This window comes from Nodularia spumigena CCY9414 (assembly GCF_000340565.2).
Taxonomy (GTDB): domain Bacteria; phylum Cyanobacteriota; class Cyanobacteriia; order Cyanobacteriales; family Nostocaceae; genus Nodularia; species Nodularia spumigena.
Map to the genome: position 1 here is coordinate 2,883,838 of NZ_CP007203.1, position 22,345 is coordinate 2,906,182.

Consider the following 22,345-nt stretch of genomic DNA (forward strand, 5'->3'; position numbering starts at 1 on the left):
TACTAGACAAAAGGTAATTATTATGCAAAATTTCGGGAAAAAGGCATTGATAAAACAGCGTACAGCAGCTCTAGCAGCCAGTTTACTCATGTTGCCGGGTATTTTTATGGGTACTCCCGCCTTGGCGCAAAAAGCAGAGCGCCAAACCCTAAGTTATGGTGAGTTACTCAGTAAATCTAAGCAAGGGAAAGTAAAAAAAGTAGAGCTTGATGAAACTCAACAGATAGCCAAGGTTTATCTCAAGGGACAAGAGCCAGATGCACCACCAATAGAAGTCAGGCTTTTAAAACAAAACACTGAGTTAATTAACACCCTTATACAACAAGACGTTGATTTTGGTCAGGTTTCCTCTGCTAACGCTACTGTGGCGGTGGGGTTGTTAATTAACCTCATGTGGATTTTACCACTGGTAGCGTTAATGTTATTATTCCTGCGACGCTCTACCAATGCTTCTAACCAAGCGATGAACTTTGGTAAATCTCGCGCTCGTTTTCAAATGGAGGCCAAAACGGGTGTGAAGTTTGACGATGTAGCCGGGGTGGAAGAAGCGAAAGAAGAACTAGGAGAAGTCGTTACCTTCTTGAAGCAGCCAGAAAGATTTACGGCTGTAGGCGCGCGTATTCCCAAAGGAGTTTTATTAATTGGACCTCCAGGGACTGGTAAAACTTTACTTGCAAAAGCGATCGCCGGGGAAGCCGGTGTCCCCTTCTTTAGCATTTCCGGCTCAGAATTTGTCGAAATGTTTGTGGGTGTGGGAGCATCCCGTGTGCGCGATTTGTTTAAAAAAGCCAAAGACAGCGCCCCATGCTTAATCTTTATCGATGAAATCGATGCAGTGGGACGACAACGTGGGACTGGTATCGGTGGCGGTAACGACGAGAGAGAACAAACTCTCAACCAACTGCTCACCGAAATGGATGGTTTTGAAGGTAATACAGGGATTATTATTATTGCAGCCACTAACCGCCCAGATGTCTTAGATTCCGCATTGCTCAGACCAGGACGCTTTGACAGACAAGTGATGGTCGATGCTCCAGACCTCAAAGGACGAGCCGAAATTCTGTCAGTCCACGCACGCAATAAGAAACTTGACTCTAGTGTATCTTTAGAGGCGATCGCACGGCGAACCCCAGGTTTTACAGGTGCAGACTTAGCCAACCTACTCAACGAAGCCGCAATTCTCACAGCCAGAAGACGCAAAGAAGCAATTACCATCCTCGAAATCGATCATGCCATAGATCGAGTCGTAGCCGGTATGGAAGGCACAGCCTTAGTAGATAGCAAGAACAAGCGCTTGATTGCCTACCATGAAGTCGGACACGCCTTAATTGGCACATTACTCAAAGACCATGACCCAGTGCAGAAAGTGACATTGATTCCACGGGGTCAAGCACTCGGTTTAACTTGGTTTACACCCAACGAAGAACAAGGTTTAATTTCCCGTTCTCAAATCAGAGCCAAAATTACCTCTACATTGGGTGGTCGCGCCGCCGAAGAAATCGTTTTCGGTCAGCCAGAAGTCACAACAGGTGCTAGTAATGATTTGCAACACGTTACCAACATGGCACGGCAAATGGTAACACGGTTCGGGATGTCTGATTTAGGACTATTGTCCTTAGAAACTCAGAATAGCGAAGTATTTTTGGGACGCGACTGGATGAATAAACCAGAATATTCCGAAAGAATTGCCGCCAAAATTGATTCCCAAGTCCGCGAAATTATCAACAATTGCTACCTAGAAGCCAAAAAACTGTTGGAAGACAACCGTGCTGCTTTGGAGTATTTAGTCGATTTATTAGCAGACGAAGAAACCATTGAAGGAGAACGATTCCGCGAAATCGTCACAGAATATACCCAGGTGACTGATGAAACACTAGCTGTATCTCATTAACCAAACAAACTCAGCTCGCCCACGCGGGCTGAAATTTATTCGTTTGTGGTGTATGTGAGATCAATTTTGATCAAACATCAACAAAATTGAATTAACTTTTGCCATAACCTCTAAATTAAAAACATCATCCTTCGCGAGTATATAAATCAGAGTTTCAGACTCACCTCTCAAGAAAGAGGAAAGCAAAATATAATTAATAGTAAAATAGTCCACAATTATATATTAATTGTTGTGTAATTCCTGTAAAACTCACCCAGATGTAGTTAGGTTTAGTCTGGTCTTCCCTGCTGCATACGAGGCATAAGATATGCAGTGCAATGACTGTGGAAAACATAACTCAACATCAGAACCTGATATTATCGTTCCTGCACAGATGAGATAAAAACAACCAAACAGGTGTAATTATGACTGTAGCGACAGACGAACAACTGCAAGCTAAAGTTGTAGATAAACTTCACTGGGATGACCGGGTGAATGCAGCAAATGTTGGTGTAACTGTTGATGATGCCAAAGTTACCTTGAGGGGAACAGTACCTAGCTATCGAGCCAAAACTATAGCAGAACAAGATACTAAAGAAATAGAGGGTATTATTGAGGTAATTAATCACTTACAAGTCCAGTATCCTGACTCAATTCCTGTTCCCATAGATGATGAAATCGCCTCAAATGTAGCAAATGCTCTCACTTGGGATACAGATATTGATGCTAACAAAATTGATGTGAGCGTCATGGGCGGCTTGCTGACCTTAAGAGGTACAGTAGACGCTTATTGGAAGAAATTTCAGGTAGAAGATATAGGTTATGGGCTTACCGGGGTAATTGATATTATCAATGAACTAGCAGTTGTGCCTACGAAGAAACCTGAAGATGAGGAAATTGCCAGAAGCATTGAGAACGCCTTAGAGCATAATACCTTTGTAGAAGCTGAAGATGTCAATGTTGTAGTCGAAAATGGCAGAGTCACCCTCACAGGATTTGTTCCTAATTGGGCAGCATGGAGAGCCGCACATAACGCCGCCACCTACACTAAAGGAGTGATTAAGGTAGTTGATGGATTAGCTATTCGTTACCTAGAGGAACAAGAATTTTTAACTGAAGAATAACGTGCTGAGTGCTGTCAAGCCCTGGGGGTATAGCGGCACTCAGCATTTTTACTGGATAATTGGGCAGATTGTATCCTCTTGCTGACCAGGTTTATCGTTCCATCCCGCCAGTAATTCCCCAATTTCCGAGCGCAAAGTCAGTAACTGAGCAATTTGGCTATCAATCTGTGCAAGTTTGTCTTCTAACTTGTCTTTAATATCGCCACAGGGGGGTTTTCCTTGGTCATAGACTTGAAGAATATCTCGAATCTCCTCCAGACTCAGCCCTAAACTTTGCGCCCTTTTAATGAAAGCTAACCGAGTCAGCACATCCATTGAGAATTGGCGAAAACCTCCCTCTGTGCGTCCTGATGATTCTACTAAACCTAAACTTTCGTAATAGCGAATTGTCCTGATCGGAATTCCACTGAGATTTGTGACTTGACCAATTAAAAACAGTTTTTTATCCTGAGTTAACACGGCAGACTTCCCCAACTCTTGTAGTTATTATGACATATTTCCTCAATAGCTAACATATCTTAGAGGTTAGCAAAATACTAGTATCAGTAGTGGAAATTTTGATCTAATTAGAGATTATACTAAGTTTTTATTTTGCAAATCTCTCTCCTGAGTTAATAAGAGTAGAAATCCAAAATTATTTAATTGACAAAAAAATTACATTTTCATCTGTTCTCTTCATGGTTAAATCTAGGGATTTTGATTAATTAGTTCTGCAACCATGTTTCCCAGTAATAAAAGTAACCGTTTCTTGGTGATGATCATGCTAATTCTAGATTAACCGCTTCACTTCAAGTGAAACTCTGAAAATGAATGTTAATTTGCAGAACGTTAACTCAATCCATAAACCGAGAATTTTCAATAATCCTGAACGTTTTGTTGAGGGATGGTACTGGGTTATCCCATCAAAACATCTAGGGGTTGGGAAGGTAAAGGCTGTCACAATTTTGGGGAAAGAATTAGCGATTTACCGTGGTAAAGATAAAAGAGTCGTTATTGTTGATGCCTACTGTCCGCATATGGGCGCTCACCTGGCTGAAGGTAAAGTAGAAGGTAACGAACTGCGTTGTTTTTTCCATCATTGGAAGTTTGATGCTCAAGGATTCTGTGTTGATATCCCATGTTTAGATGAGCCTATTACTGTCAAGTTAAAAACTTGGCCTACGGCTGAAAAGTATGGGATGATTTGGGTTTGGACTGGAGAGATACCCAAGCAACCCCTACCCTTTGTGCTGGAGTTAGAAAACAAAGAATGTGATGTTGCCTTTGGTGATTATTTCTTGATGAACTGTCACCCTAATGCGGTGATGATTAATCCTATCGACTCTCAACACTTTAATACAGTTCACAAACTACCATCAGCAATTCATTTTGATAAACAGGAAATCAATCAGAATGCTATTGTCTTCAGTAATACTACACCTATTAGTAGAAATTCATTTTTATTGCGGCTGATGCGTCCCTTCGGTAAAAATATTGTGAGCAATATTTGCTATTGGTACGGTAGCACTAACATCGTGACAATTGGGACTGATTTCCTCCATGTTCACATTATGTTTGCCGTGCGCCTCCTGGAAGGGGGACAATCTGAAGGTCAGGTAATACTGATTAGTAAGAAACGTCAGGGAATTTTTGGTTGGTTATATAATCGAGTGCTGCTGTGGCTGACTAAAATTGTGGGTAAATATTTGATTCAGGATGACATTAAGATTGTGCAGACCATTAAGTTTGATTTGAAAACCCCAATTAAGGCAGACCAGTCAATTATGCAGTTTGTCAATCATCTGGAACGACAAAAACCCCTAATGTTGAAGAGTTGGCAGTTAGCGCGATCGCAAAATGTGGAGATGAAAGAACCCCGCGAAAAATGGCAGGATACAAAGTCTAATGATTGATAGACATTTGCTCAGAAAAGATAAATAAACAGGACTTACGCAAAATTATGGAAAAACGAACCACGTTCGCGTAGCGTCTCCCTTTGGGAGAAGGACACGTTGGCGCTAGCCTCTCCCCTTGGGAGAAGGACACGAAGTTAAGAAGGTTTCAGAGAGTTCTTGCGTAAGTCCTAATAAAAATGAAGTGGCAAAGCCACTTCATAATTCCCAGGTAGAACCTAAAAATGAGTATAACGACTATCCAAATTATAAATAGTATAAATTAACACTAATTCATAGGAATTTTCTGTTCTCTTTGCCTTCTGGGTGAGGAAATCTTGATTTGGCATCTTTTTAAAACCGCCGTTGAAACTCCACTACAGCCCGACTGTCATCTTCTAAATTTGTGGAAGCACGCAAACGAATTTCGTCGTTGATGCGGTAATTTACACCCCACTGAAATGGATCATTTGCTGTCAAAATTTTGATACTGGAAATAGAAACTTTGGGAGAAACGTCAATTCCCGCTTCAGCAGCCAATTCTAAGGTGGAATTGCTCCTTCCCGCTTCCGGATTATCAGAAACAATTGTGGGAAATATACGTAGTTCACTTAAGCCAAAACTACTACCAATCTGATTAAAGGCTGACTGAAAGTTGCTGAATACAGCTGAACTGGCAATGTTAATCAGTCCCAAAGTGGTATTTCCACCTCCCTCACCACCGGCAAATCCACCCCCCAACAAAGCGACAATTTCTGTTTCCGAGCGAGATGGACTGCTTGTGAGTTCCAGTTTTTCATTGATTTGACTGGCAAAACCTTGGAGATTGGCTTCAACCTGCACACTTTCTAAAGCCGCTAAACCGGCAGTATTTGCTCGTGTGAAATCACTACTCTGAATTACGTCTAGTACCTTAGCGACTAAGCGCACATCTAATTCGGGGTCGCGGGGTTGGTTGGCTTTAAAGGTGGCTGTATGTTTGTAACCACGCGCTAGGTTAAACTGTGTCGTAAACAAATTCACTCCACCTTGCTCTAGCCTGATAGTACCATCGGGTATTGGTTGAGCAAAGGAACCGTTAACTGTGAGATTACCTGTAGCTCGAAAGCTCAAAATAGGTGGATTATTGACTTCTACATTTTTACCCAGTTCTATATTTAAATTATTAAACATAGTTAAGGCATCCTCGCCATCAGGTTGAATCTGCTTATTGGCTGTTGTTTGCGTAACGTTTCGGAAAGAGGATGATAAGCCATTACTATTGGCAGGTGGCTCTGGGTTTCGAGCATCTGCAAGTAAAACCTGACCATCGAATAAATTCACTTGACCGCCAATTTCTGGATTCAGGGCAGAACCTGTAATCTGTAAATTGCCACTAGCGCCTCCTTGGTACAAGCCTTTAAGATTCAAAGTTAGCTGATCAACAGCAACCGTGAGGGGATTCTCAATTCCTTGTCCGTTGTTAAAGATGGGAATTTCTCCAGATGCTACTACATTACCTCGGCTAAACCGACCCTCCAGGTTTTCTACTAAAATCTGGTCAAAATCAAACAGAACTTTCCCTGTGACATCTTTGATTTTTTCTGGTAGAGCCTGGGCTGTAAAGGTAGCATTATTAACGGTGGCTATGCCCTTGACTATCGGCTTTTCTCTGGTTCCGCGCACTTCAATGTCTACTTCTCCTTCTCCCTTCTCAAAGGCTACCTGATTAGTCAAGAGATTTAATATTGCTAATCCCTCATTTTCTACCTGGATATCCAAGCTAATTTGCTCGTTTTCTGGTGCTACAGAAGCAAAAGGTAACTGATAAGGGATACTGCCATTAATATTCACTGGTTGCGTTTCCACAACCGAGACAGTGCTGCCAAAGTTTAAGCGCCCATCAGCATAACTGAAACTGGCTGTGGCTGACTCAACTGGCTGCTGATTCAATCTTCCTTCTGTAATTTTAAAATCCCCTTTGCTTTGGGGGTTGGCAGTAGTACCTGCTAAAACGGCTTTACCACTGAGATTTCCGGAGATAGCAACTGGGAGGTTAACAAAATTATTTAGTAACTCTATAGGAAAATTACTAACTTGCAACTGACCAGATTGATCATCACCGCCAATGTTACCTGTGAAGCCGAGACTGCCATTTTCTAAAGCAATCCGTAATGGTCGTAATTGCAAAATTCCATCTTCAAACCTGCCTTGGGCAACTATATTTTTCAAACTATAGAAACGATTGGGTTCTTTTTCTTGACCCCAGGTAAAATTTTCACCGTTCAAATTAAATTGAACTGATAAGCCCTTAGCTGTGGCAGTATCTACAGCAATTTCCCCGTTAAAAGTCCCTTGTAAGTCTGCTAAATCTGGGATGGGATTAGAATCGCGCCGTTGTTGTTCTTGTGCCGCTTGCAGTGCATCAATTTCATAAAAGCGTTTGAGTTGGGTTAATAAAGGCTGTTGAGGTAATCCACGAGATTTAGTTGCTAGATCCGTGGCTGTGCCGTAGGTTGGCTCTTCTGTACCGCGTTGAAAATCTGGTAATTCAAATATTTGCGCTACTTTCAGCACATCTTGGATATTACCCTGATTGACATTTAATTTCCCCTGTAGTTGCTGCCCTTGGGGAGTTTGACCAAAATTGCCAGCAAAGGTATAACGACTATCGCCTTTGACAAATTCGCTGTTGGTGAGTGTGGCTTTACCATCACTGTAGCGGAATTCAGCCGCCAAGCGATCGCCTGTAATCCGGCCAATTTCTGGAGAGGCGATCGCTAAATTCCCCCTTGCTGCCAATGTCTGCGGATTAATTAGCACATCCCCACTTAACAGCCCAGCCACCGCACCAGCACCTAGACGCAAATTCGGCGGTGGTGTCAAATTGAGAATTTTTAAAGGAAACTTGGCGACTTTGATCGCCAAATCATCCCCTTGTGCTTCACCTGTCGCTAATGCTTCTTGGCGCTTGACTATAAAAGATTGGGGGCGATTTTGGGCATCTAGTTTCAACGCAATGCGATCATCCCTATTCCCTGTCAAATCTAAATTCAAACCTTGTCCCTGTACAGACTGGATATTTCCAGTTAACAAAGGCTCAAAAGCAATATCTTGGACAACCAAATCCCGTAACCCGATTTTCCCAGTGACATTGGGCAAAGGCAGATTACCAGTGATTTGTCCGTCAAAATCCACATTTCCCGCCACAGCCAACTGATTCGGCAAATTGATGGGTAACTGTTCTAAGTTGTAATTCTGGGCTTGGACGTTGAGATTTAACTGAGTAATTTCCGGGATACCTGCGTTATTAGCAGCATTAGTTAATATATCACCACTGACATTTAACCCAGTGGCTACAGCTTGTTCAATAGCGAGTTTTTCCCCATTCCAAGCCAATGCAGCACTCAACGGTCGCTCAATACCGGGGATACCTTGAGACAATTGTACTTGTCCAGCCGCCCGCACATCAGCTAATTTGGCAGAACCCAAGACACCAGCCACCTGCAACTTACCGCCAAAATTTCCCCGTAACTGCTCATTGAACTGATTTAATTCCACCCCCGCCGCATCAACTACAGCCTGATAGCGACCTTTAGCCAGTTGAATATTAGAGGCTGTAATGCTCCCCCCCGCAACATTCAACCGTCCTTGACCAGTGGCTTGGATAGTTTCTGGACTAAAGGACTCAACAGACCCCGCCACATTCAATTCACCAGTTAACCCTCCCTGGAATTGTCGTGGGACTGCTACCAACTCTTGCAAAGGGAGATTATTAGTTTGAACTTGTCCTTGATATCGACCGTTAGCCAATTGGATATTAGAGGCTGTAATGGTTCCCCCGGCAATATTCAACCGTCCCTGACCACTGGCTTGGATAGCTTCTGGACTGAAGGATTCCACAGACCCTGCGACCTGAAATTGACCAGTTAAAGCGCCTTGAAACTGTTTTGGCACTGCTGCCAACTGCTGCACAGCCAGATTATTGGCTTGCACTTGTGCTTGATATCGACCATTAGCTAATTGGATCTTAGAAGCAGTCACAGTTCCACCTGCCACATTCAGCCGTGCTTCACCAGTGCCGCGTAAAGTGCTGAGTCCAAAATTTTCTGTGTTCCCTGCTACCTCAAACGTACCCGCCAAGGAACCAGCCAAAGCCGGCGGGGATGCTTTCAAGATCCGCCCTAGCCTCACACCATTAGCCACCAGTTGAGCCGAAAAGTTTTTGTCTTGCAACTGGATACGAGAAACGGCAATTGTCCCACCACCAATGTTTACTCCTGCGCCTTCACTGCGAATGGTGGCAATTTGAAATGGTTCGGCGCTACCTTCGAGGATGAGACGACCATTGAATTCTGCCCCTGTCAAAGAAATACTTTGCAGTTGATTTGGGTCTACAAAAGGTGTTAACCCGACACCAGAGGCTTGGGTATCGGCTCGCCAACGCCCTTGAGCAAAACTACCAGAACCTCGTACCATCCCACCGCCGACATTCAAAGCCACATTGCGGAAGGTGAGGCTACGGTCTGCGGCGATGACGGTTTCACCAGTACCAGCATAGGTGGCTTCTGGGGCTTGCCATTTGACCACAGTTTGCACATTATTTGCCGCACCAGTTAATTGAGCTGTGGCGGAAACAGTACCGATTTGAATCGGGGGGATGGTTTCGTAAATTTTAGCTAACGCATCTCCGGAAATCTTCTTCGCTGCGAAATTAAAATCTAATTGGGGAGTTTTACCCAGGTTAATTTTACCAACACCGGTAATTTCGCCACCCACTGCGGCTTTGCCTTGAATATCTGTCAAGGTAATTAAATTAGCATGAGGAGCAAATTCAAATTTACTACTAATATTATTAAAATCAATTTGATCAATTTGAGCAGTTTTAATAGTCGCAACTGAGCCTGAAAGTACTGGTTTGGTGATGGAGCCGAGCATTTGCAAGTTAGCTTTTAACTGCCCAGTTACAGGTACTGGGGCTGTGATATTGAGACTTCCTTGGGCATTGGCTACACTTACAGCATTCACACGCCCTGCCAATTTATAGCCTGTTGTCGGGTCAATGATTCCCGTAGCCACCAGAGGAATTTTGCCGTAATTACTAGCAAGATTATTTAGCTGTACTTCCCTTCCCTGGAAACGAATTGCCCCTTGGGTATTGAGAAAAGCCTGGGGTACGTTGGGAATTTGCAGCGTTACCCCTTGTAAGTTAGCATTGCCAAATAATAGGGGTGGCTGTTTTGGTGTGAGTTGAATCTGCAAGTTGCCATTAACTTTACCCGCCTGTAAGTCGAAGGGTAACTTAATTAGGTCGGTAATTTGAGCCGCGAATAAATCTTGCGATCGCAGTTGTAATTTAGCTGCTAATGTTTGAGGAATTACCTCCCCTTGAAGAGCAACATTACCCCCACTATCTGCTTCACCCCTGACTTGAAACTTAATCAGTTGGTTTTCTTTGAGCAGTTGGGCTGTACCGTTGACTTGTGAAAACGCTACAGGGGGAATGGTGGATGAAGAGGATATGACTCCCTCATCGCCTACTTGCCGTAGCAATACCAGTTTACCGTTGCGAAACCTGAGTTTATCTAAATCAGTTTTAATCAGGGCTTGTTTACCTTGTGGGGCAATTTTCGTAGTAATCCACCGCCCTTGATTATCTTGTTCAATGTAAATATCTGGATTAACTAAAGTGACATCCAACTTGAGTTGACGCTGAAAAATTAATTGCCACGGATCAAAACCCACTTCTACAGCATCAACTACTGCCCTGTCTGGGTCTGTGGATGTTGCGGGGATGCTTGAAGCCCCAAATTCTACTCCTCTCAAGGAAAAGCCTGTAACTTCTCCCAAGTTTACCGGACGGTTGAGTGTGTTCGTGAGGCCGCTTGCTGCTAGGGGGGTTAATTCATTTTGGACAAAACTCCACAAGCGCCAAATACCGCCGCCCATTGTCACTAGCATCAGTACGCCCAGAGCAATGCCACCGCGACTCAATAATAGCAACCACAAACGCTTGTTGGGGGAGGAATGGGAATGGTGATCTGTATTGGGAGATTTAGTCATTATGATTTTGCTTATGGCTGGGTGTAGCTTGCTGGCTACTAGCAGTAACTGACAAATATTATTTTGATGCCTATTCCAGGATACAAACCTATTTTAGATTTGGGGATATGCAATTATTTAGATGATTGGGTAAATAATTGTCCAAAGTTCAATTTGCTACTGCTTGCTAACTCAATATATTGATACTGCGAAAAAATCTAAATAAAGTGAAAGTTGTAGCTGTGGGTTTTCCAAATGCACAGTCTCAAACTTTAATAATATAGGTAGATCGCAAAAGAGAAGGATAGATGATTACGCCCATGCGTGTTTTTGTATTAATTTTCAATGCTCACACAGAAAACGAGGGAATTCACTCGATTCGGGTGGGTGATGCCGCAGCCTCGCAGTCCGGGACTGTACGCAATAAAATTTTGATGTTCGAGTCAGAAGACGACGCTCTCCGCTTTGCTTTGTTATTGGAAGCTCAGGATTTCCCTACTCCCACGGTGGAAATGCTCGATGCGGAGGAAATTAAGGAGTTTTGTGAAAGTGCTGGTTATGAATGGGAAATTGTTCCGGCTAATAGCGATTTAATCTTACCTCCGGAAATGAATTTGGAGAATACTGACTGGCAAGCTGAAAAACAGGAGGATACTGATGAGGATAGCTACCGCTCTAACCAAGTACCGCCAGCTGCACCAGAAATGTCTGATTCTGAATTAGAAAATATGCGGCGCAAATTAGAAGGTTTATTGTGAACTGAATGGGGAATGGGGAGTGGGGAGAAGAGGCAGGGGGGCAGGGGGCAGGGTGCAGGGGGGAAGAGGAACGGGGGCAGGGGGGCAGGGGGCAGGGGAGAAGAGGAACGGTTGTTAAGTAAGCAACCGCAAGTTTAAAGTAATTTCTCACTCCCCGGTGCGCCCCTGCCTCTTCTGGGGAGTGGGGAAAGAAAGATTTCTATTTATATTAAGAGTAAACCATGTCAAATTTGCAGTCACGGGGCTATCTTTTAACTGAGCAGGTAAATGCTGATAGTCTTAACTTAGACCAGCTTAGTTCTGTTGAGTTGGTGGATTTGTTTAATCGCGAAGACCAAAAAGCTGTGGCGGCGGTGGCGGCGGCTCAACTTCAGTTGGCTCAAGCAATTGATGTGGCCGCAGAACGTTTGAGCCAGGGAGGTCGTTTATTTTATGTTGGCGCGGGGACAAGTGGCAGGTTAGGGGTATTAGACGCGGCTGAATGTCCACCTACTTTCTGCACATCCCCAGAGTTGGTACAGGGGATTATTGCTGGTGGGGCTGGTGCATTGGTACGCAGTTCTGAAGATTTAGAAGATAGTACCGCAGATGGTGAGGCGGCGATCGCTCAACGCCATATTACTCAGCTAGATGTGGTAGTCGGGATTACTGCCGGTGGCACAACTCCTTTTGTCCACGGAGCGCTCCACGCCTCCCGTCAACGAGGTGCTAGGACTATTTTTATTGCTTGTGTACCTACAGAACAAGTGCGTTTTGATGCTGATGTTGATATTCGCTTATTAACTGGCCCAGAAATCCTGGCTGGTTCAACTCGCTTAAAAGCTGGTACAGCCACCAAGCTGGCTTTAAATATCCTTTCTACTGGGGTAATGGTGAAGCTGGGCAAAGTTTACGGTAATCGTATGGTGGATGTGGCGGTGACAAATCAAAAGTTACGCGATCGCGCTTTACAGATGTTGCAAGACTTAACGGGTTTAAGTCGGGAAGCTGCTGGTTTTTTACTCGAACGTAGTGGGAAGTGGGTGAAGCTGGCGTTGCTGATGCACTGGACTGGTTTAGAAAAAGAAGCAGGCGATCGCTTGCTCGCCCAACACCAAGGTAATCTCCGGGTAGCTGTTGCTAGTTATAAAAACGACAAACAACTTTGAGAATTGCTCATTGCCGCTCATGGTTAATTGGCTAACAATCAATTAGGCGTTGCTGATTTCGAGTATGATAGGACTTACGCAAGAACTCTCTGAAACCCTCTTGACTTTGTGTCCTTTGTGTCCTTCGTGGTTCGTTTTTTCATAAATTTGCGTAAGTCCTGTATGAATTTGCCTCACGCATTAGGCGATCGCGCAGCGTCCCGTTCGCGCAGCGTCCCGAAGGGAAGGGAAGGGTAGGGAAGGGAAGGGAAGAGTAGGAACAAAGAAAAAGAAAGGTAATTTTTGTATTTCATACTTTGATTCAGCAACGCCCAATTGACTATTAGCTATGATGAATATTTTGAATAGTATTTATGAAATTTTATTGATTATATATTTACCTACTTATGGGTGAATAATAAACTAATTGCTCACACTGATTATTGGAAAAATATCCATATGATTATTCAATGTTATTCAATTAGTATGAACATAATTAATAGCAATAGTTTATAATAAATTGATTATGCCAAATTTCACCGGATATGAAAATTTTCTTTGGTATAGTTTATTAGCAATTTAGCTAGTTGTGATGGTGAATCTCATGGTAATGCTCGATATTTAATAGTTAATACTTATTGTTTGTATAAAAATAGGTATATTCTTTTAGGACTTACGCAATAACTCTCTGCAACCCTCTTTCCTTCGTGTCCTTCTCCCAAGGGGAGAGGCTAGCGCCAACGCGTTCTTCTCCCAAGGGGAGACGCTACGCGAATGTGGTTCGTTTTTTCATGATTTTGCGTAAGTCCTGTCTTTGACTAAATTGTACTAAGATTCCGGAATCAATGGCTAGACTATCCCACGAGTTACAACGCTATTTTTTTGACGAAGAACGCACCGCAAAAGTTACTTTGGCAGAGATTCTGCTGTTAGCAAAGGAACGAATTTTTGGGTTTTTGCTGGTGATTCTGTCTCTTCCTTCAGCTTTACCAGTTCCTGCGCCTGGTTACTCGATGCCTTTCGGTGCTTTGATAGTTGTGTTGGCTGTACAGCTGATTTTCGGGGCAGAAATTCCCTGGCTACCCCAAAGAATGCTCAATCATCCCATTAAACTGGAAACAGTCCAGAAGCTTTTGAAGGCGGGAAATCCTTGGTTGCAAAAAATTGAAGCGATCGCTCGGCCGCGTTTGTCCTATATTTGTACTACTCTACCAGGTAAAGTCACCATTGGCAGTGCGATCGCCTTGATGGGAATTTCTATGATTATTCCCATTCCGGGAACCAATACCCTCCCAGCCATAGGAGTTTTCGTGACTAGCTTTGGTTTGCTCGAAGATGATGGTGCGATTAGCTTAGGCGGTTTAGTTATCTGTCTGATAGCGGCAATTTCGAGTATTTCAATTTTGATTGCAGTGTTTTGGGGTGGTTCTAGTCTTCTGGATTTACTTAAGACTTGGCTGGGTCGTTAATCAAAAATACGACTAAAGGCCTATGGCATGAGATTATTAAAGGTAGATAATACTGCCATGACTGCCTTAAACATGAACCTCCACTTATTTCTGGAAAACCTACTGTTTTTCCTATCCGCAACCTGTTTTTTTATAGTTGTGGGTTGGGCGTGGAAACACGCAAAACCCTACAAGATTCCCGAACCGCTTCCAAAATGGTTTAAACTGTGGTTTACCACGGTGCAAATACTGGGAATCTTGCTACCTTTGGCGGTAATGGTCTTATGGGGTGTATTGTGGGGCTACACTTCTGTATTATCAGTACTTGCTTGGTACTTTGTCATGTTAGGATTACAAATACTCTCGGAAAGCATCTCATTAAAACAGTTTCACAACGTAGTTTGGGTAATGGTTCCCTACTTGTAAGTGCCTTACCGCATCTGGCAGATGTATGAAGGTTTAACACTATTGGGTTCTGGAAGTCAACTCTGGTGGATACAAAATTTGTTAATTTTAGAAATCCTGCTATGGAGTGGTAATTATGTCTTAAATGTGTCACAGCTACCAAGATTGTTTCGCTGGAAACTCACCGAAAATTCAGATATTAGTTAGGACTTACGCAAGAACTCTCTGAAACCTTCTTAACTTCCTGTCCTTCTCCCTTGGCGCTAGCCTCTCCCTTTGGGAGAAGGGGAGAGGCTAGCGCCAACGTGTCCTTCTCCCAAAGGGAGACGCTACGCGAACGTGGTTCGTTTTTCCATAATTTTGCGTAAGTCCTGATTAGTCTCAATCAACTGAAGAAAAGTCCCTGATTGCTGCTATAACAATAAAATATCTTCATCTGGGAACAACCCTATATATAGGATTTAAACTTTCAATAGTTATAATCATAACTTTTGCTTTAATTCCATGTTAATTAACCTAAAATTGAATCAGAGGTTGTAAAAAAATAAAAATTAACCAAAGTTAGAAAAATGAAAAAAACTTGCATTTTCCATTTAATTCAGTTAGAGTCAATTTATTAGTCTAAGAAATATTGGAATGTATCTAACTATTATTAGCTTAGATGAGATAAAAGGTTAAAATCAGCTGGGGAAACGCAAACAACACTGAGGCTGTTTTCTCAGTGCACATACTGAGCAAATTCATCCGCCGAAAGTAGCCTTGCTTTCAGCTTGATGTTTTGTTTTTTCTATATTAATTGAGAATTATTAGCAATATGATTTTCTTTTTTGATATATTAAAAGTAAGTAGTGTCATAGAAACCTGGAACAGCCATTGGAATAACAGAGTAGTTTTCAGAGAAAATGACCGGAAAAAACCAGAATTTTCTCTTGTTGGAGCCTTAGTTAATTTCAGGTTAGCTATGTATTGTGATGCTAGTCAGTTGAGAAAAACTGAGTTTGGAAAATTATCTTTTTTTGACCCACGGGATAAAAAACAATACAAAACGAAATTTAAACTGATTGTAATATCTCTCTGGAGGCCAATCAATTTTGGATTTACGATTTTGGATTTTGGATTTACTCCAACCTAAAGGGTGGAGCTTGAGGATTTTAGATTGGCGTTAGCGAAGCGTACGCAGCGCAGCGAGTATTTTGGATTAATTCCGCCCTGAAGAGGCGGGGCTTGTACCGAAAATTCCCAATCCAAAATCTAAAATCCAAAATCTAAAATTTTTCGGTCAGTGAAATCTAATCTGGAGATTTTATTAATCAGAAAGACGTTTATTGAAAATGATGTTATAAAGTGGCTACCTGCTTTTGGCTAGTAAATGCAGATTATTCTCGTTTATTTCTTAGGGTTGAAGTATCGTAGCCAAAATTACATTAGCCTGTTCTCAGAGCCAATTGTCCATAAAATTCACTAATGAGTAAATTTCGATGAATACTTTTTTTTGTTCTGACCATGCACGAGAAGTAGGAGAAGATATTATTAGTAGTGCGACAAATTACGAAACATATATTTTGGTTGAATGTCCTCAACCCTGGACATACGATGCTTTTCAATCTAAATGGGTACCAAATAATTTACAGGTTTTAGTAGAAGAAGTCCGCCGGGCTAAATTATCCGTCAGATTTCTCTTAATTGCTAATAATTATTCACACAAAGTAGACTACACCACCCTGTTGATTTATCAAAAAAAAGAGGGGCTGAGTCATGGATACCAAAAATATGAGTTCAAGTTACCACACATTGAACAAGTAGCGGGGGTAGTCAAAAAATGTTTATGGGGTAAAATACCAGATTATGAAATAGATACAAATATTACCAGAGATATTTTAGTATGTACCCACGGTAGCCATGATCAGTGTTGTGCTAGATATGGAAATCCTTTTTATTTCCAAGCGAGCGATACTATTGCTGATTTGCAATTGGATAATGTCCGTATTTGGAAATCCACTCATTTTGGTGGACATAGATTTGCACCAACAGCAATAGATTTACCAGAGGGCAGATATTATGGTGTTCTCAATCAAGAATCATTTCGGTCAATTTTAACCCGTACAGGTGATATACAATCTCTCAGGAAAGTATACAGAGGCTGGGGAATTCTACCAACTCCGGTGCAAATATTAGAAAGAGAACTTATGCTGCGCTACGGATGGAATTGGTTTAATAACAAAGTCGCGGGAAAAATAATTCAGCAAAGTTTAGATAACAATACAATACTCGCCGAGTTAAGTTTTGAAGAACCCTGTGGTTCTTTGTCTATTTACCAAGCAAAACTCGTCCAAGACAAAACAAAGACATTACAAATAAAAGGTTCTTGTAATGCCGAAGAAAAATCTGTATTTGTCAAATATGCTGTAGATAGTATCGGGCTTGTCTGTCATAAAGTTCCAACTTGCAGTAATTAAAAAGTTGGTTGACAAAAATCATCCCGGAGGTTGCTATCTACCCAACATGGATGACAAAACAAGCCGCTAGGCGAATGCGCCCCTCTGGGTTAAAAAAATCTAGATTCAAGAACCCAACATTTGCAAATTATGTAAAGTAGCATAGAGTCCCTGTTGTTGTATCAATTCATCATGGCTACCTTGTTCTATTAATTCACCTCGTTTCAATACAAAAATTCGATTGACATTGCGAATTGTGGACAGGCGGTGAGCAATAATAATGGCAGTACGTTTGACTAAAAGTTGGTTTAATGCCTCTTGCACTAAAGTTTCTGTACTGACATCTAAACTAGCAGTAGCTTCATCCAGCACCAAAATTTGCGGGTTGCGAATTGCTGCACGAGCAAAGGCTAAAAGTTGCTTTTGACCACTAGACATATTTGTACCACGTTGCCGCAGTTGAGTATCATAGCCTTGGGGTAAATTTTCAATAAACTCAGCCACATTTGTTTTAATAGCAGCTTGTTGAATTTCCTCAAGGGTGTAATAGTCGCCTAAAGTGATATTGCTTTTAACATCACCAGCAAACAAAAAGCCTTCTTGCAAAATTACTGCCATATAGCGCCGTAAATCGGACTGTGGTAACTCCCGGATATCTACACCATCTACTAAAATGCGTCCTTTGCTGGGTTCATAAAGACGGCACAAAAGCCGAATAATCGAACTTTTTCCCGCACCGGTGGGACCTACTAAGGCTACTTTTTCACCAGGATGAATCACGAAATCTAAGTCTTTAATGACATAATCATCGTCTTTGTAGGCAAACCAGACGTGTTCAAACCGAATTTCTCCCAATTCGGGGGTAGGATTGAACTCCTGGGATTCCATATTAGTAGTGATCTCGTCTATATAGCTGAGACTAGAATCAAATATGGAAAATCGCGGATTACTACCGTCGCGGATTTCTATGGGTTCATCCAAAATGTCGGTAATGCGTTCAATGGAAGTAAAACCGGCTTGAATGACGGTGAATTTTTCGGCAAAATCCCTTAAAGGATCAAATAATCGCTGGGCGTATAAAATGAATGCTGCTAATACACCGAAGGTGAGGGTTTGATCTAAAAGTAACCAAGCACCTAGTAAAAGTACTCCAGCGATCGCAATTAGTCCGATCCATTCCAAAGTGGCTGAAACAGCCGAATCATAAAGAATAGTTTGATCTACTTGCTGGGTGTAGCGTTGGTTGGCTTGGCGAAACAAGTTAGCATTAAATCTTTCTCGTCGGAACAACTGCACGACATTAATACCAACTACATTTTCTTGTAACTGGGAATTTAAAGCCGAAAGTTCTTCCCGTGCTTTGTAATTGGCTTTGCGATATTGTTGCTGAAAGTAAATAATCAACCAGGTAATTGGCAACAGCATCACCAGCAGCAAGCAAGCGAGCTTCCATTCAATCGAAAGCATTATACCGATGATTACCAGCATTGTCAACACATTGGACACAATGCCGATCGCCCCAGTGGAAAAGACATCTCCCAATACTTCCACATCGCTGGTGAGTTTAGTAATTATTTTACCTATGGGTGTGCGGTCAAAGAAACGCACGGCTAAAGATGTCACATGATGAAATAAATCCTGGCGAATGGCTGCGGTGATTTTCTGCCCTAGTTTCTGTAATAGATAACCCTGAACACCAGTTAATAGCAGTCGGATCACAATGGCAGTTAGGATTAATACTTGCAGGATATTTAACCCTTGCCATAAGGGGCGATTCCTCAGAAACTCATAGGTACTGGGTTCATTGCGAATCAAAGAAATAACCTGTCCAATTAGCAGTGGTTGGACAGCGTTGGCTAATGCGATTGGTATAAGTAGTACTAGTGCCAGTGTCAACAGTCGTCCACTGCGACGGGCATAAGGCAATAGTCGTAAAAATAACCGCCAGTCACTGTTATTCGCGCGGTTATCTGTGTCGGATTTGTCTAAAGATTGGTAGCTGCTCATAATAAGAGCATTATAGTGAACTACCCCAACCTATAGACCGACGGAGCTTCCCAATTGATCAGGAATAGCCTCCATCCATAGTTCTATTGGTCTGAGATTCCCTCTGTGGGCAGGAGTCCTGATTCCCAAGACCCAAATCTTTTACCCAGAGCTATGCCGTAAAGCCTACGGCATAGCTGCGCTTACCGCGTAGCGTCCCGTAGGGAAGGGTTTTTTGGCAACATATACATAAAACCTTGGTTTTCGCTTATGGCATTGATGGTTACTCTCCCAAAGATTGGGACTGTTCTCAAAATGCCCAAATAATTAACCCCAGCATATAAGCTGAAAAAACCTGATTTTGCACAAAATATTTAAATACAACTCTTGTGGGATGGGCATCTTGCCCGTCCAAATTGTGCAAGTTGAATGCTCAACAGCTTACCTAAAATTTTGTTCCTAAATTATCCGTAAAAAGTTTCTATGCAGCGAAGAAATATCTCAACCCCTATCCCTAGAACAGTTTCATCAAAGTCGAATTGAGGATGATGGTGAGAATAAGACAACCCTTGTTGCAAATTCGCAGAACCTAAAAAGAAATAGCAGCCTGATACTTCTTGGAGATATAAAGCCATATCTTCACCTGCCATCGTTTGGCAGTCAGAGACAACCCTTTGGGGAATTTCAATTGCAGATAAAGCAGCAGAACGAACTATTTCTGCAAAAACTGCATCATTAATAACAGGAGGCGAGATGTGCAGATAGTCAAATTCATAACTAGCCTCGTAGATTTGGCAAACTCCAGCAATCACTTGCTCAATACGCTTTTGCAGAAAATTTGATAAATCGGGATTGAAATAACGTACAGTACCACTGAACTCAGCAGTAGAGGCGATAACATTGCGTTTTGTCCCACTATGAAGTTGACCAACAGTTATTACCACAGACTCTAGTGGATCAACATTGCGAGCCACAATTGTTTGTAAAAGATTGATGGTATTGGTAGCAACTATAATCGCATCAACAGTTTGGTGGGGTAATCCACCGTGTCCTCCCTTACCGAAAATTTTGCAGTTAAAACTCTCGGAAGCCGCCATCAATGCACCACTACGAACACCTACTGTACCAAGTGGCAAGTTGTTCCAAATGTGTAGACCAATAATTCCGTCCACATCTTTTAATACCCCAGCCTCAATCATTGCTTTAGCACCACCCAAACCCTCCTCAGCTGGTTGGAAGATGAGTTTCACCATTCCAGTAAATTCTCGATGTTGAGAAAGGTAATGAGCTAGACCAAGTAATATTGCCGTATGTCCGTCATGACCGCAAGCGTGCATTACTCCTGGGTGAAGAGAACGATAAGGCACATCATTCTCTTCATGGATAGGTAAAGCATCCATATCAGCCCGAATTGCCAGCACTTTTGGTTTTGTCTGCGATTTTTTTGTGGTGTTTTTTCCGTAAATTGTCGCAACAATACCAGTTTGGGCGATACCAGTTTCATGTTCAATGCCCCATTCTTGCAACTTCTGTGAAACGAAAAGAGCAGTGAGTTGTTCTTGGAAACCCAGTTCAGGTCGTTGGTGAAATTTGCGTCGCCAGTCTACTAAGCTTGGTTGCAATGCTTGAATTTCAGGTCGCAATTGGAATAGGTTATTTTCCATCAGTTTTATCCTTCATTTGGTTAGATGAATTTTTTGACTTTCTATATAGCGATTCCCAACTAAATAGGTACTACAAGAATTATTCGACCACAGACAGATGTAGACGCGTTAGCGGCTTGCCGTAGGCTACACAGATGAACACAGATGAATACGTACCTCACTAGATTAGGAAACGCTATAAGGTTGTCACCCATTTTGATGAGAAGTTATGCACTAATGAGTCTACAGAGATTGAGGATTTTGCATAAGTCTGAAAAAACAGAGTGTAGTAATTTATAGCGGATAGCTGAAAAATTTACTTTAGGAACCAAAGATGCTTTCAACTTTTGCACCGTTGGTAATTATTTTGATTGCCATGATCTTCATGTTCAAGCGTGTTGATGTGCGCCTGAGTTTAGGGTTATCTGCAACGGGTTTGTTTTTAATTGCAGGTAAGTTACCTCAACTTTTTGTCACCATTACTCAACAAATGACAAATGAAAAGACGGTTGTGCCGATTTGTACAGCAATGGGGTTTGCCTATGTATTAAGACTAACAGAGTGCGATCGCCACCTCACACATCTATTACTGGCTCCCTTGCGTCATGGAAGATGGTTGTTAATTCCAGGAGGAATTATTGCGGCTTACATCGTCAATATGGCGATTGTCAGTCAGTCAAGCACGGCAGCAATCGTAGGAACTGTATTATTACCTTTACTACTGGCTGTTAATATCACGCCAGTCATAGCAGGTTCGCTGTTATTGCTCGGTTCTTCAATGGGAGGCGAGTTATTCAACCCAGGCGCAGTAGAGATTGTCAAACTAGCAGAACTCACAGGACAACCAGTAGCAAAACTAGTAGCACAGGTATTACCTATTAACCTTTTGGCAAGCATCACCACGCTAATTGTATTTTGCATCCTAGCTGTAATTTTATCTCAGAAGGCGGTATTACTATCACCAGAAATAACTAAAGTTGATTCAGATGTTGCACAGTCAGGCAAACCATTTCATCTGAATCTGATTAAAGCACTAGTGCCACTACTACCATTAGCATTGCTATTTATCATTCCTGCCTTGGTACAGCTTCCCAAGGAGTTTTCTAATAATAGTGTTTCTATCGCTGCTGCCATGTTAATTGCAGTTACAGCCGCAGGATTAACTACTCCCAAAGAGTCAGGCGGTTTGGTAGCAGCATTTTTTGAAGGTGCAGGTTTTGCTTATGCCAACATCATTTCCATCATCATTGTAGCCACCATTTTCACTGACGGTATCAAAGCCAATGGATTGATAGAAGTTCTGAGAAATGCGCTAGCAAACCGTCCAGTTGCAGTCAAGATTACCAGTTTGATTTTACCTTTTACCCTAGCAGGAGTAACAGGCTCTGGAAGTGCGCCTGCCATAGCAGTGATGAATGTACTAGTACCAGTAGCTACAACGATGAATTTAGATCCTGTAAAAATTGGCGCACTAGCAGCAGTAGCAGCACAGTTAGGACGCACCTTGAGTCCAGTAGCCGCCGTTGTAATTATGAGCGCTACGATATCTAAGCAACCACCTCTAAATTTGGTCAAATGCGTGGTATTACCGCTTTTAGCTGGGTTGGCAGCAGTAATTGTAGCAACATTATGTAACTGGGTTTAAGTATCATGTGAT

Annotated in this window: 15 protein-coding genes; 11 read left to right on the forward strand and 4 right to left on the reverse strand. The window is 42.2% G+C overall.

Annotated elements, in window-relative coordinates:
- Window positions 1-22 precede the first annotated feature (22 nt).
- Both ftsH and NSP_RS12485 read left to right on the forward strand, forming a co-directional pair.
- Complete coding sequence (gene ftsH / locus NSP_RS12480) at window positions 23-1,891, forward strand: ATP-dependent zinc metalloprotease FtsH (protein ID WP_006195742.1); 1,869 nt, start codon at window positions 23-25, stop codon at window positions 1,889-1,891.
- Window positions 1,892-2,295: 404 nt separating this feature from the next.
- Window positions 2,296-2,994: a BON domain-containing protein gene (locus tag NSP_RS12485; protein WP_006195741.1), complete on the forward strand. Its 699-nt coding sequence runs from the start codon at window positions 2,296-2,298 to the stop codon at window positions 2,992-2,994.
- Between the two features lie 48 nt (window positions 2,995-3,042).
- Here NSP_RS12485 and NSP_RS12490 read toward each other — a convergent pair whose 3' ends face one another.
- Complete coding sequence (locus tag NSP_RS12490; protein WP_006195740.1) at window positions 3,043-3,453, reverse strand: heavy metal-responsive transcriptional regulator; 411 nt, start codon at window positions 3,451-3,453, stop codon at window positions 3,043-3,045.
- A gap of 347 nt (window positions 3,454-3,800) precedes the next feature.
- Between NSP_RS12490 and NSP_RS12495 the strand changes: the two genes are divergently transcribed.
- A complete protein-coding gene (locus tag NSP_RS12495; RefSeq protein ID WP_006195739.1) occupies window positions 3,801-4,886 on the forward strand; it encodes an aromatic ring-hydroxylating dioxygenase subunit alpha in 1,086 nt (361 codons plus the stop codon).
- A gap of 333 nt (window positions 4,887-5,219) precedes the next feature.
- On the opposite strand, the gene NSP_RS12500 is transcribed toward NSP_RS12495, so the two are convergent.
- Entirely contained in the window at window positions 5,220-10,907 is a 5,688-nt protein-coding gene (locus NSP_RS12500; RefSeq protein ID WP_006195738.1) for a translocation/assembly module TamB domain-containing protein, read from the reverse strand.
- Window positions 10,908-11,194: 287 nt separating this feature from the next.
- Here NSP_RS12500 and NSP_RS12505 point away from each other — a divergent pair, with 287 nt between their 5' ends.
- From NSP_RS12505 to NSP_RS12535, 7 genes are all read left to right on the forward strand, one after another.
- Window positions 11,195-11,644 carry a DUF3110 domain-containing protein gene (locus NSP_RS12505; RefSeq protein ID WP_006195737.1) on the forward strand — a complete coding sequence of 150 codons (450 nt, stop codon included), beginning with the start codon at window positions 11,195-11,197 and terminating at the stop codon, window positions 11,642-11,644.
- Window positions 11,645-11,865: 221 nt separating this feature from the next.
- Window positions 11,866-12,792 (forward strand): N-acetylmuramic acid 6-phosphate etherase, encoded by a 927-nt coding sequence (murQ, locus tag NSP_RS12510; RefSeq protein ID WP_006195735.1) that lies wholly within the window; start codon window positions 11,866-11,868, stop codon window positions 12,790-12,792.
- A gap of 824 nt (window positions 12,793-13,616) precedes the next feature.
- Entirely contained in the window at window positions 13,617-14,240 is a 624-nt protein-coding gene (locus NSP_RS12515; protein WP_006195734.1) for an exopolysaccharide biosynthesis protein, read from the forward strand.
- Between the two features lie 27 nt (window positions 14,241-14,267).
- Window positions 14,268-14,645, forward strand: coding sequence for a hypothetical protein (locus tag NSP_RS12520; protein ID WP_006195733.1), 378 nt, complete (start codon window positions 14,268-14,270; stop codon window positions 14,643-14,645).
- The gene (locus NSP_RS12525) at window positions 14,646-14,831 is read left to right on the forward strand and encodes a hypothetical protein (RefSeq protein WP_006195732.1); all 186 of its coding nucleotides are present in this window, start codon (window positions 14,646-14,648) and stop codon (window positions 14,829-14,831) included.
- Between the two features lie 607 nt (window positions 14,832-15,438).
- Window positions 15,439-15,756, forward strand: a complete 318-nt coding sequence (locus NSP_RS12530) for a hypothetical protein (RefSeq protein ID WP_006195731.1) — start codon at window positions 15,439-15,441, stop codon at window positions 15,754-15,756.
- Window positions 15,757-16,102: 346 nt separating this feature from the next.
- On the forward strand, window positions 16,103-17,080 hold the full coding sequence (locus NSP_RS12535) for a sucrase ferredoxin (protein WP_017804114.1): 978 nt from the start codon (window positions 16,103-16,105) through the stop codon (window positions 17,078-17,080).
- 105 nt (window positions 17,081-17,185) lie between these two features.
- Here the strand turns inward: NSP_RS12535 and NSP_RS12540 are convergent, their stop codons facing one another.
- Window positions 17,186-19,066, reverse strand: coding sequence for an ABC transporter ATP-binding protein (locus NSP_RS12540; RefSeq protein WP_006197320.1), 1,881 nt, complete (start codon window positions 19,064-19,066; stop codon window positions 17,186-17,188).
- A 443-nt stretch (window positions 19,067-19,509) separates the two neighbouring features.
- The gene (locus tag NSP_RS12545; RefSeq protein WP_006197319.1) at window positions 19,510-20,709 is read right to left on the reverse strand and encodes a M20 metallopeptidase family protein; all 1,200 of its coding nucleotides are present in this window, start codon (window positions 20,707-20,709) and stop codon (window positions 19,510-19,512) included.
- Between the two features lie 313 nt (window positions 20,710-21,022).
- Here NSP_RS12545 and dcuC point away from each other — a divergent pair, with 313 nt between their 5' ends.
- Window positions 21,023-22,333 (forward strand): C4-dicarboxylate transporter DcuC, encoded by a 1,311-nt coding sequence (dcuC, locus tag NSP_RS12550; RefSeq protein WP_006197318.1) that lies wholly within the window; start codon window positions 21,023-21,025, stop codon window positions 22,331-22,333.
- The last annotated feature ends 12 nt before the right edge of the window (window positions 22,334-22,345 follow it).

Bases quoted from the DNA above. Each gene is read 5' to 3' on its own strand.
- ftsH (WP_006195742.1), top strand. From the start codon at position 23: ATGCAAAATTTCGGGAAAAAGGCATTGATAAAACAGCGTACAGCAGCT.
- NSP_RS12485 (WP_006195741.1), top strand. From the start codon at position 2,296: ATGACTGTAGCGACAGACGAACAACTGCAAGCTAAAGTTGTAGATAAA.
- NSP_RS12495 (WP_006195739.1), top strand. From the start codon at position 3,801: ATGAATGTTAATTTGCAGAACGTTAACTCAATCCATAAACCGAGAATT.
- NSP_RS12500 (WP_006195738.1), bottom strand. From the start codon at position 10,907: ATGACTAAATCTCCCAATACAGATCACCATTCCCATTCCTCCCCCAAC.
- NSP_RS12505 (WP_006195737.1), top strand. From the start codon at position 11,195: ATGATTACGCCCATGCGTGTTTTTGTATTAATTTTCAATGCTCACACA.
- murQ (WP_006195735.1), top strand. From the start codon at position 11,866: ATGTCAAATTTGCAGTCACGGGGCTATCTTTTAACTGAGCAGGTAAAT.
- NSP_RS12515 (WP_006195734.1), top strand. From the start codon at position 13,617: ATGGCTAGACTATCCCACGAGTTACAACGCTATTTTTTTGACGAAGAA.
- NSP_RS12520 (WP_006195733.1), top strand. From the start codon at position 14,268: ATGAGATTATTAAAGGTAGATAATACTGCCATGACTGCCTTAAACATG.
- NSP_RS12530 (WP_006195731.1), top strand. From the start codon at position 15,439: ATGATTTTCTTTTTTGATATATTAAAAGTAAGTAGTGTCATAGAAACC.
- NSP_RS12535 (WP_017804114.1), top strand. From the start codon at position 16,103: ATGAATACTTTTTTTTGTTCTGACCATGCACGAGAAGTAGGAGAAGAT.
- NSP_RS12540 (WP_006197320.1), bottom strand. From the start codon at position 19,066: ATGAGCAGCTACCAATCTTTAGACAAATCCGACACAGATAACCGCGCG.
- NSP_RS12545 (WP_006197319.1), bottom strand. From the start codon at position 20,709: ATGGAAAATAACCTATTCCAATTGCGACCTGAAATTCAAGCATTGCAA.
- dcuC (WP_006197318.1), top strand. From the start codon at position 21,023: ATGCTTTCAACTTTTGCACCGTTGGTAATTATTTTGATTGCCATGATC.